Origin of the sequence: Streptomyces sp. NPDC058964, from assembly GCF_042741275.1 — a bacterium.
Lineage (GTDB): Bacteria > Actinomycetota > Actinomycetes > Streptomycetales > Streptomycetaceae > Streptomyces.
Genome location: NZ_JBHYKH010000328.1, coordinates 1 through 10,129 on the forward strand (window position 1 = coordinate 1; position 10,129 = coordinate 10,129).

The 10,129-nt window shown below is 73.1% G+C and carries 9 protein-coding genes and 2 pseudogenes; 2 read left to right on the forward strand and 9 right to left on the reverse strand.

The window, feature by feature from the left end; genetic code table 11:
* The 8 genes and pseudogenes from ACFW2E_RS31360 to ACFW2E_RS31395 all read right to left on the reverse strand — a co-directional run.
* Positions 1-186, reverse strand: a pseudogene (locus ACFW2E_RS31360) (hypothetical protein); the annotation flags it as partial.
* On the reverse strand, positions 183-1,295 hold the full coding sequence (locus ACFW2E_RS31365) for a nitronate monooxygenase (RefSeq protein ID WP_384470531.1): 1,113 nt from the start codon (positions 1,293-1,295) through the stop codon (positions 183-185). The pseudogene ACFW2E_RS31360 and the gene ACFW2E_RS31365, both read right to left, overlap by 4 nt.
* Before the next feature lie 54 nt (positions 1,296-1,349).
* A pseudogene (locus ACFW2E_RS31370) lies at positions 1,350-2,104 on the reverse strand (class I SAM-dependent methyltransferase); the annotation flags it as partial.
* Positions 2,105-2,149: 45 nt separating this feature from the next.
* Positions 2,150-3,712 carry a phytoene desaturase family protein gene (locus tag ACFW2E_RS31375; RefSeq protein ID WP_384470534.1) on the reverse strand — a complete coding sequence of 521 codons (1,563 nt, stop codon included), beginning with the start codon at positions 3,710-3,712 and terminating at the stop codon, positions 2,150-2,152.
* A 54-nt stretch (positions 3,713-3,766) separates the two neighbouring features.
* Positions 3,767-5,995 (reverse strand): tetratricopeptide repeat protein, encoded by a 2,229-nt coding sequence (locus tag ACFW2E_RS31380; protein WP_384470536.1) that lies wholly within the window; start codon positions 5,993-5,995, stop codon positions 3,767-3,769.
* A gap of 115 nt (positions 5,996-6,110) precedes the next feature.
* Positions 6,111-6,980, reverse strand: coding sequence for an oxygenase MpaB family protein (locus ACFW2E_RS31385; protein ID WP_384470539.1), 870 nt, complete (start codon positions 6,978-6,980; stop codon positions 6,111-6,113).
* Positions 6,981-6,989: 9 nt separating this feature from the next.
* Positions 6,990-8,168, reverse strand: coding sequence for an acyl-CoA dehydrogenase family protein (locus ACFW2E_RS31390; RefSeq protein WP_384470541.1), 1,179 nt, complete (start codon positions 8,166-8,168; stop codon positions 6,990-6,992).
* A 150-nt stretch (positions 8,169-8,318) separates the two neighbouring features.
* Positions 8,319-8,687 (reverse strand): ferredoxin, encoded by a 369-nt coding sequence (locus tag ACFW2E_RS31395; protein WP_384470544.1) that lies wholly within the window; start codon positions 8,685-8,687, stop codon positions 8,319-8,321.
* A 119-nt stretch (positions 8,688-8,806) separates the two neighbouring features.
* On the opposite strand from ACFW2E_RS31395, the gene ACFW2E_RS31400 reads away from it, so the two are divergent.
* Positions 8,807-9,172: a DUF6479 family protein gene (locus ACFW2E_RS31400; RefSeq protein ID WP_384470547.1), complete on the forward strand. Its 366-nt coding sequence runs from the start codon at positions 8,807-8,809 to the stop codon at positions 9,170-9,172.
* Positions 9,173-9,213: 41 nt separating this feature from the next.
* Here the strand turns inward: ACFW2E_RS31400 and ACFW2E_RS31405 are convergent, their stop codons facing one another.
* Positions 9,214-9,696 (reverse strand): RpiB/LacA/LacB family sugar-phosphate isomerase, encoded by a 483-nt coding sequence (locus ACFW2E_RS31405; RefSeq protein ID WP_384470549.1) that lies wholly within the window; start codon positions 9,694-9,696, stop codon positions 9,214-9,216.
* Between the two features lie 57 nt (positions 9,697-9,753).
* On the opposite strand from ACFW2E_RS31405, the gene ACFW2E_RS31410 reads away from it, so the two are divergent.
* Positions 9,754-10,129: hypothetical protein (locus tag ACFW2E_RS31410; protein WP_384470552.1), on the forward strand; the 376-nt coding region annotated here is incomplete at its 3' end.

Here is a 10,129-nt window from a genome sequence, read left to right on the forward strand (position 1 = left end):
GTGGGCCCCCCCGGCGCCGACGCCGCCGCCCCGTACCCGGCCCGGGGCGCGCAGGCCGTGCACGAGCCGGTTGGCGGCGGCGTGCAGCCGGCCGGCGGTCCACTGCTCGCCGTCGGGGGCGACGAGGATCGAGCGGTCGGGGTCCTGGGCGGCCTGGGCCCAGAAGCCGATGGGGGGTGTGCTCACGACTGGCCGCTCCTTCCGGCGATGTGGTTGATGCGGTCGACGGCCCGTTCGAAGCCGCGGGTGAGGTCGTCGAAGACGGCCTGCACGCTGCGTTCGCTGGTCATCCGGCCGACGATCTGGCCGACGGGTGTGCCGAGCAGCGGCTCGACCTCGTACTTCTGGATGCGGGAGACCGCCTCGGCGACCAGCAGCCCCTGCAGGGGCATGGGCAGGGTGCCGGGCCCGCCCCGGTCGTCCCAGGCGTCGGTCCATTCGGTACGGAGCTGACGAGCGGGCTTCCCGGTGAGGGCACGCGAACGCACGGTGTCGCCGGACCCTGCGGCGAGGAGCTTGCGGGTCAGCGCGGGCGAATGGAGGTCGGCCTCTGTGGTGGTGAGCCATATGGAGCCCAGCCACACACCCTGGGCGCCGAGCGCCAGTGCGGCGGCCACCTGCTGCCCGCTGCCGATTCCGCCCGCGGCCAGCACCGGCAGCGGGGCGACGGCATCGACGACCTCGGGGGTCAGCACCATGGAGGCGATCTCGCCGGTGTGACCGCCGGCCTCGTAGCCCTGCGCCACGACGATGTCGATGCCGGCCTCCTGGTGCTTGCGGGCGTGCCGGGCGCTGCCCGCGAGCGCGGCGACGAGCACGCCCCGGTCGTGGGCGCGGGCCACGACGTCGGCGGGCGGGGAGCCGAGGGCGTTGGCGAGGAGGCGGATCGGGTACTCGAAGGCGACGTCGAGCTGGGTACGGGCGACCTGCTCCATCCAGCCGGTGATGCGCCATCCGGAGGCCTCGCCCTCGGCGAGCTCGGGCACGCCGTACTTGGCGAGGGTGTCCCGGACGAACTGCCGGTGCCCTTCGGGGATCATCGCCTCGACGTCCGCCTCGGTGACGCCCTCGACCTTCTTGGCGGGCATGACGACGTCGAGGCCGTACGGCCGGCCCTCGGCATGCGTCTCGATCCAGTCGAGGTCGCGCTTGAGCTCGTCGGGGGCCGTGTAGCGGACCGCGCCGAGCACTCCGAAGCCGCCGGCCCGGCTGATGGCGGCGGCGACGGCGGGGAACGGCGTGAAGCCGAAGACGGCGTGCTCGAGTCCCAGTCTCTTGCTCAGCTCCGTCTGCATGGGCGCAGGATGCCGCAGTCCCCCGGCCGAGGGAAGGGGTTTTCTGATGCTCCGTCAGATTCTTGCGGTGAGCACCGGCTGGTGGAAACCGGTTCCGGGCGGCTCGTGCCAGGTGACGCCGGTGAATCCGGCCGCCGTCACCGCCCGCGTCAACCGGCCGCGGGTCAGGGCCCGGCAGGCGGTGCGCCGGACGCGGACCTCCCGGCCGGTTCCGGCGGACAGCAGCTGGAAGTGCTCCAGCTCGTAGCTCTCCGCGTCGTCCCGCCAGTGCCACAGCTGGAAGGTGACCACCCGGCCGGCGGCCGTCCCGGAGCCCTGGGGAGGCGTCGAGGACGGGCGGCTTCGCCGGAGTTCGTCGTAGTCCCGGACGGTGATCACCACCAGGCCGTCGTCGCGCAGGACCCGCCGCATGTCCGCCAGGGCCGTGTCGAGGTCTTCGTCGGTCAGCAGGTGCGGCAGCGCGTTGTCGGCGCAGACGACGACGTCGAAGACGGCCGGGCGGAAGGGCAGGGCACGCATGTCGGCCGCCGCCGCCGGCAGCCTGCCGCCCCGCGCGGCGGCTTCGGCTGCGGCCAGGGAGACGGCGACCGGGCTCAGATCCGTGCCGACGACCCGGTGGCCCCTGAGAGCGAGCCCGATCGCCTGGGTGCCGATCCCGCAGGCACAGTCCAGGATCCGGTGCGGCCCCGGGCCCAGCCGCGCCCGGACCAGGCCGTCCGGCACCGCGGACTGGCGCGCCATGCTCGCCTCCCAGTCCGGAAAGATCAAGTGGTAGTCGGGGCGAGGCGGTCGTAGAAGTCACGGACCGAAGGCGGGCATCGAGGGCGGGACCGGAGGCGTGTCGGACATCGCCGTCAGTCCCCCTCCAGCACCGCCATCGCCGCGTTGTGCCCCGGCACCCCGCTCACCCCTCCCCCGCGCACCGCGCCCGCTCCGCACAGCAGCACGTTGGCGTGCCGGGTCTCCACTCCCCAGCGGCCGGTGTCCTCCTGGGCGTAGGGCCAGGCGAGTTCGCGGTGGAAGATGTTGCCGCCGGGCAGGCGCAGGTCGTGTTCGAGGTCGAGCGGGGTTCTCGCCTCGATGCAGGGGCGGCCCTCGGCATCGGTCGCGAGGCAGTCCACGAGCGGCTCGGCGAGGTGGGACTCGAGTTGTGCGAGCGTGGACTTGAGGAGTTCGTCGCGCACCGCGTCGTTGTCCTGGGCGAAGAGCCGGGCGGGCGTGTGGAGGCCGAACAGGGTGAGCGTCTGGTAGCCGCGTTCGACCAGGTCCCGGCCGAGGATCGTGGGGTCGGTCAGCGAGTGGCAGTAGATCTCGGACGGCGGCGCCGCGGGCAGCTCGCCGGACGCGGCCTGGGCATGGGCCGTGGCCAGCTGTTCGTAGCCCTCGGCGATGTGGAAGGTGCCGGCGAAGGCCTCCCTCGGGTTCACGGAGCCGTCGCGCAGCCTCGGCAGTCGCTTCAGCAGCATGTTCACCTTCAGCTGGGCGCCGTCGGCGGGGGTCGGCGCCGCGTCGCCCGTCAGCACCGCCAGTTCCTGCGGCGAGGCGTTCACGAGGACGTGCCGGGCGGTGGCGACGCCCTCGCCGTCGGCCGTGCGGTAGGCGATCTCGGCCGAGCGCCCGTCCGTCTGGATCCGTACCGCCTCGTGCCCGGTCGCGATCACCGCGCCCGCCGCGCGCGCGGCGGCGGCCAGCGCGTCGGTCAGGGCGCCCATCCCGCCCACCGGCACGTCCCAGGCTCCGGTGCCGCCGCCGATGACGTGGTACAGGAGGCAGCGGTTCTGCCGCAGGGAGGTGTCGTGGGCGTCGGCGAAGGTGCCGATCAGCGCGTCGGTGAGGACGACGCCCCGCACCAGGTCGTCGGTGAAGTCCCGCTCGATCACGGCACCGATGGGCTCCTCGAACAGGGCCCGCCAGGCGTCCTCGTCGTCGATGCGGCGGCGCAGCTCGTCGCGGGTGGGCAGCGGTTCGGTCAGGGTCGGGAAGACCCGCTGGGCCAGTCGGCCGGTCATGCCGTAGAAGCGCTGCCAGGCCTGGTACTCCCGGTCGCCTCCGGTCAGCCGGGCGAAGGCCTCCCGGGTGCGCCGTTCGCCGCCGCCGACGAGCAGTCCGGTCGGGCGTCCGTCCCGTTCCGCGGGGGTGTACGACGAGATGGTGCGCCCGCGGACCCGGAAGTCGAGGCCCAGGTCCCGCACGATCTTCTTGGGCAGCAGGCTGACCAGGTACGAGTAGCGCGACAGGCGGGCGTCGACGCCGGCGAAGGGGCGGGTCGACACGGCGGCGCCGCCGGTGTGGTCCAGGCGCTCCAGCACCAGCACGGACTTGCCGGCCCGGGCCAGATAGGCGGCCGCGACCAGGCCGTTGTGGCCGCCGCCGACGATGACGGTGTCGTACGTCCGGGATCCCTCGTGTGCAGGCATGGTTCTTCGTAACACGTGATGATCTACGACGGCCAGAGGCGTGCCGTGCCCCGCTCAGTGTCCGCCGGACGCCCGCTGCTGGCGCAGCACCGCCACCCTGCGGTACAGCTCGACGGCCTCGGCACCGCGGCCGAGCTGCTCCAGGCAGTGGGCCTCGTCGTTGCGGCTGGCCAGGGCGTCGGGATGGTCGGGACCCAGCACGCGTTCGCGGGCCGCGGCGACCCGGCGGTACTCGCTCAGCGCGTCCGGCCAGCGGCCGAGCCAGCCGAGACTCACGGCCACCTCGCGGCGGCTGACCAGGGTGTCGGGGTGGTCGGGACCGAGGACGCGCTCACGGATGGCACAGACGTCGCGGGACTCTGCGAGGGCCTCCTCCCAGCGGCCGAGCCGGCCGAGGTTGACGCCGAGACCGTGCCGGGCGCGCAGGGTCTCGGGGTGCGCGGGACCGTGGGCCCGGGTGCGGTCGTCGATCAGATCGCGGTACAGCTCGAGGGCGTCCGCGCTGCGGCCCAGGCGGCCGAGACTGATGCCGACCTCGTAACGGGCGGCGAGGGTGTCGGCGTGGTCGGGGCCGAGGGCCCGTGCGCGGGCCTCGGCGACCTCCCGGTACGTGCGCAGGGCATCCTCCCAGCGGCCCAGCTGCCCGAGCGCGTAGGCGACTTCATAGCGGGTGACCAGGGTGTCGGGGTGGTTCGGGCCCAGGACCCGGGCTCGTGCGGCGGCCACCTCGTGGGCCATGCGGTAGGAGTCGTCGAGGCGGCCGAGTCTGCTGAGGTTGAAGGCGAGGTTGTGGCGGCAGCGCAGGGTGTCGGGGTGGTCCGGGCCCATGGTGCGTTCCCGGGCGGCCAGGACCGACGTGTATGCCTGGTGCGCGTCGAAGTGGCGGCCCAACTGCCCCAGGACGTAGGCCGTTTCCTGGCGGGCCGCGAGCGTGTCGGGGTGGTCGGCGCCCAGCACCCGCTCTCTCGCCCGGGCGACTTCGGTGTACTCGCGCAGGGCGTCGGCGGCACGGCCGGTACGGCTGAGGGTGAAGGCGATCTCGTAACGGCTGGCCAGCGTGTCGGGATGGTCGGGGCCGAGCAGACGGGAGCGCTCCGCGGCGACGGCGCGGTGTACCTCGCCCGCCTCGGCCCAGCGGCCGAGCCGCCCCAGGCTGAGACCCGCGTTGTGGCGTCCGGCGAGCGCGGTGACGGCCTCCGGGGGCGGGGCGGCGGGTACCGGCAGCTGTGCGGGACCGGCGGCGGACCGGGCGATCCACTCGCCGGTGAGGCCGGCCGCGGCATCCGGAGGCGTGGTGCGAAGCCCCGCGCCGGTCGCCTTGTGGCCGGTGGGCATGCCCCGGGTCCAGGACGGCAGCCGGGGTTCGCGGGGCAGTGGCTCGGCCGGCCGCAGCCGGGGCTGGGGCGTCACCACCGTGGGCACGTACGCGGGCGCCGTACGGCCCGCGGTGATCCGGTGCCCCAACTCGCTCGCGTCACAGGGGCGTTGCTCCGGCTGTTTGGACAGCAGGTCGAGGATGACCTTTTCCAGGTACTCGGGGATCTCGGCGCGGTGGCCGCGCGGCGGACGGGGAGCGGTGTCGCGGTGTCCGACGAGGATGGCCCAGGCGTCGCCCAGGTCGAACGGCGGTACCCCGGTGGCGATCTCGTACAGCACGCAGCCGAGCGAGTAGAGGTCGCTGCGGTGGTCGACCTCGGAGCCGCTGATCTGCTCCGGGGACATGTAGTGCGGGGTGCCCATCGCGATGCCGGTGCCGGTCAGCCGGGAGGTGAAGCCGATGTCGTGGCCGAGTCTGGCGATGCCGAAGTCGCAGATCTTCACCGTGCCGTCGGTGAGCCGCATGATGTTGGCGGGTTTCAGGTCGCGGTGCACGATGCCCTGTTGATGGGTGTAGGCGAGGGCGGCGGCGACCTGGTCGGCGATGTCCACGATGTCGGCGACGGGCAGCGCGTGGTGCTTGTTGTCCTCCAGGAGCTGGCAGAGGTTGCGGCCCTGCAGGAGCTCCATGACCAGGTAGAGGATGCCGTCGTCCTCGCCGAAGTCGTGGACGACGGTCACTCCGCGGTGCGAGAGCGCGGCGGCCACCCGGGCCTCGCGGCGGAACCGCTCCCGCAGGATGCGGGTGAAGGACTGGTCGTGGTGCGGGCCGAGCGGCTTGAGGCACTTCACCGCGACATGGCGCCCCAGGGACTCGTCCCGGGCCCGCCACACCTCCCCCATGCCACCCCGCCCGATCAGATCGAGCAGCCGGTACCGGCCCTGCACCAGCCTGGTGTCCGCCATCGTCCGCCGTCGCCCCCGTCGCCGTCCGCCCCTCCCCTGGGGTTGCCGTCAAGACGCGGCCGCGCCCAGCCGGCCCGATCCGTGACACACCCCCCTGCTCGTCCAGTATGGCGGATTATCGTCCGACTTTGTACGGTGCCGGACGTGAGCCCGGGCCGAGCCTGGCCATGGCGCGAAGGATGTGTTTGGGCGGGAGCTGCCAGCGCAGACGTGCGGGAACGCACCGCAGCAACGCGCCCGTGGCACGCAGTCGGCGGGTGACCGTGGCCGGTGCGGGGGCCGGTCTGCCGTACAGATCGTGGGCGTACGGCGGCAGGGAGGCGTACGCCAGCTGCGCCACGCGCCGCCACAGCACCTCGCGCGCCGGTACCAGGAGGAAATGCGTCGGCGGGCGGAGCAGGAAGTCGTCCACCGCGCGTGCGTCCGGTCCCGCGGCCAGCCGTGGCCGCACCTTTTCGAAGTACGCGGCCAGCTCCGCGAGGTCGCCGGGCGCGGTGTCGGGGTCGAGACCCACCAGCCGGGCGCTGACCCGGTGTTCGGCGATGTACCGGTCGGCCTGGGCGTCCGTGAGCGGGAAACCGGACCGGCGCAGGACGCGCACATACGAGTCGATCTCGGCGCAGTGCACCCACATCAGCAGCTCGGGGTCGTCCACGCCGTACCGCTCCCCGGTGGCCGGATCCGTCGCCCGCAGCATGCTGTGGATCTTCCGCACCCGGGCTCCGGCCCGCTCGGCGGCCTCGGTCGTGCCGTACGTGGTCGTGCCGACGAAGTTCGCGGTACGCATCAGCCGGCCCCAGGCGTCGTGCCGGAAGTCCGAGTTCTCCATGACGCCGCGCACCGCGCGCGGATGCAGCGCCTGCAGGTAGAGCGCGCGGATCCCGGCGACCCACATCATGGGGTCGCCGTGCATCTGCCAGGTCACCGAGCGCGGGGTGAACAGCCCCGGGTCACCCGGACGGAGGTCCGCCATGGGCTCAGGCATACCCGCAGGCTAACGCCGGACCCTCGGCATCCCCAGGCCGATCCAGGAGATGATCTCGCGCTGGATCTCGTTGTTGCCGCCCCCGAAGGTGAAGATGACCGCCGAACGGTAGCCGCGTTCGAGTTCGCCGTGCAGGACCGTGCCCGCGGACCCTTCCCTCAGGGGGCCGGCGGCGGCGACGATCTCCATGAGCCAGGCGTAGGCGTCCCGGCGGGCCTCGGATCCGTACACCTTGACCGCGGAGGCGTCCTGCGGGGTGAGCGTGCCTTCCTGGACGGCGGTGACCATCTGCCAGTTGAGGAGCTTCATCGCGTCGAGCCTGGTGTGGGTGCGGGCGAGCCGGCCGCGGACCCAGGGCAGGTCGATCACCCGGCGGCCGTCGGCGAGCTTGGTCTCCATCGCCCAGCGCTGGACGTCGCGCAGGGCGCGGATCGCCATGGTGCCGTGCGCGGCCAGGGTGACGCGTTCGTGGTTGAGCTGGTTGGTGATCAGCCGCCAGCCCTGGTTCTCGGCGCCGACCCGGCGGGAGACGGGGACGCGGACGTTCTCGTAGTAGCTGGCCGTGGTGTCGTGCGAGGCGAGGGTGTTGATGACGGTGCAGGAGTAGCCGGGATCCGAGGTCGGCACGAGGAGCATGGTGATGCCCTTGTGCTGCGGGGCGTCCGGGTCGGTGCGCACGGCCAGCCACACCCAGTCCGCGGTGTCGCCGTTGGTCGTCCAGATCTTCTGGCCGTTGACGACGTACTCGTCGCCGTCCCGCACGGCCCTGGTCTTCAGGGACGCCAGGTCGGTGCCCGCGTCGGGCTCGCTGTAGCCGATGGCGAAGTCGATCTCGCCGGAGAGGATCCTCGGCAGGAAGTGGGCCTTCTGCTCGTCGGTGCCGAACCGCATGATCGTCGGGCCTACGGTGTTCAGCGCCATCAGCGGCAGCGGTACGCCGGCCTGTGCGGCCTCGTCGAAGAAGATGAACTGTTCCATGGGTGTCAGGCCGCGCCCGCCGTACTCCTCGGGCCAGCCCACACCGAGCCAGCCGTCCGCGCCCAGCCGCCTGATGGTTTCGCGGTAGAACCGTTTCTGTGCGGCGGGGTCGGCGTAGCGGGCGTAGGCGTTGTCCGGCACCAGGTCGGCGAAATAGGCGCGCAGTTCGGTGCGCAGTCGCTGCTGCTCGGGCGTGTGGTCGAGATGCACGGCGCCTCCAGGCTGCCGGTGGCCGGTCCTGTCGGCGCACACCGTAGAACGTGTTTCAGAAATTGGGAATGGCGAGGAAAGGAAGGCGGACGGGGAAAGGCGTGGGCACCGCACGGAGACAGAGCCTCGTCCAGGCCTGCCGAATCGGTCTCAGCGCAGCGTTTCGATGAAGTCCCCGCAGGCACGGGCACACGCCAGACACGCCGCCGCGGTCGCCTCGGCGTCGGGCCGCCCGTCGAGGACGCGCGCGCATTCGAGGCAGACCGACCGGCACCACTCCAGCTGGACGCGGATGTCGCTCTCGTCCTGGCACTCGGCGAGCACCCGGCAGGTCGCGTCGCACACCTCCGCGCACATCACGGCCTGCCGCCGGGCGCGCTCCCGTTCTTCGTCCCCGTCCGGCCGGATGGCGCTCGCGCCGAGTGCGCACGCCCGGGCGCAGTCCGCGCACGCTTCCGCGCACGCGAATCGGTCCTCCAGGAACCGGTAGGGCTCCTGGCGGGAATTCGCCGGTGCCACGTTCAGCGGGTAACCAGGACCTGGCCGGTCAAAACGCGGAATCCGCCATGGCCGGACCTCGACGGGCGGTGACGGAAGGTGTCTGGTTCGCCCCTTTATAGGCGGGGTATCCATGTGCTATGAGTACCGAACCGATGCAGCTGGCCGCGGCGAGTGGCCTGATAGGTCTCGTGTTCTTCCTGGTGGCCATGGCCGTCCTGGCGGTGCTGGCCGGCGGCTTCTGGCTGAACGCCCGCGTCAAGTACCGCGAGTCGCCCCGTCCGCGCCCCGAGGAACAGCCGCACCTGCCGCCGGAGGGCGCGGTGCACGAGATCCGCGAGAACCGCGAGTCCCAGGAGGTTCCCGTGATGCCCAAGGGCGGTCGCCCACTCACCCCGTACGAGCTGAGCAACATGCAGACCCGGCCCAGCGCGTCGAAGGACCGTCCGCGCTGGAGCAAGGGTTCGAGCGGATCGTTCGGCGGAGGCGGGCTCGGCGCCCACTGACCCCGCCGCGCGCCGCCCCCGTCGCGCCCCCGGTGTCCCCGTTACGCCGCCGGTGACCGGCCGTCCGACGGGGACACCCTTCTGTCCTCCTCCAGACGACCGACGCGGGCCACGTTCTCCCGGTCCTCGGGATCCTCGCTGGGCACGGCCGTGAACCAGGCGTCCAGGATCTCCCGGAGGACGGGCTCGGAGGTCAGACGCAGGCCGAGGGCGAGGACGTTGGCGTCGTTCCAGCGGCGGGCACCGTCCGCCGTGTACGCGTCCGTGCACAGGGCCGCCCGGACGCCCGGCACCTTGTTCGCGGCGATCGAGGCGCCCGTGCCGGTCCAGCAGCACACGACGGCCTGATCCGCCGCGCCCGCGGCCACATCGCGCGCGGCCGCCTCGGAGCAGACCGCCCACCGCGGGTCCGCCCCCGCCTCCAGCGCTCCGTGCACGCGCACCTCGTGACCGCGCCGGCGCAGCTCCTCGACGAGGAGGCGGGCGACGGGTTCGTTCATGTCGGAGGAGACGGAGATCCGCATGTCCCGGAGCCTAACCGGTCCCGGGAAGCGATGCCCCGGCCCTGTTCCGATCCCTCGTTGCCGTGCGGCAGCCCGTGCGACGGGCGGCCGTACGGTGGGCGGCCCGCCCGCTTCCGGGCGACGGCCCCGGACGGCTACGCCGTGGCCGCGTACGACGAGGCCCGGTCTGCCCGCCCGCGCTCCCCGGGCATCGACGGTCCCGAGGACGACCCGCCCGCGCCGGTCGAGCCGACGGGTCCGGGCCCACGCCCGTGGTTGCGGCTCGTGCCCGAGTCGAAGTGGGTCAAGAACCGGGTGCCCCGGGACGTGCGGGCCGACGGCGTGGCGGCCGGGTCGGAGCGGCTGACCGGGCCGGGGCGTCGGTCCTCGCGCGCCACGCCGGCCGCGCCACGCCGACCGCACCATGCCGGGGGGGGGGGGGGGGCGCGGCCGC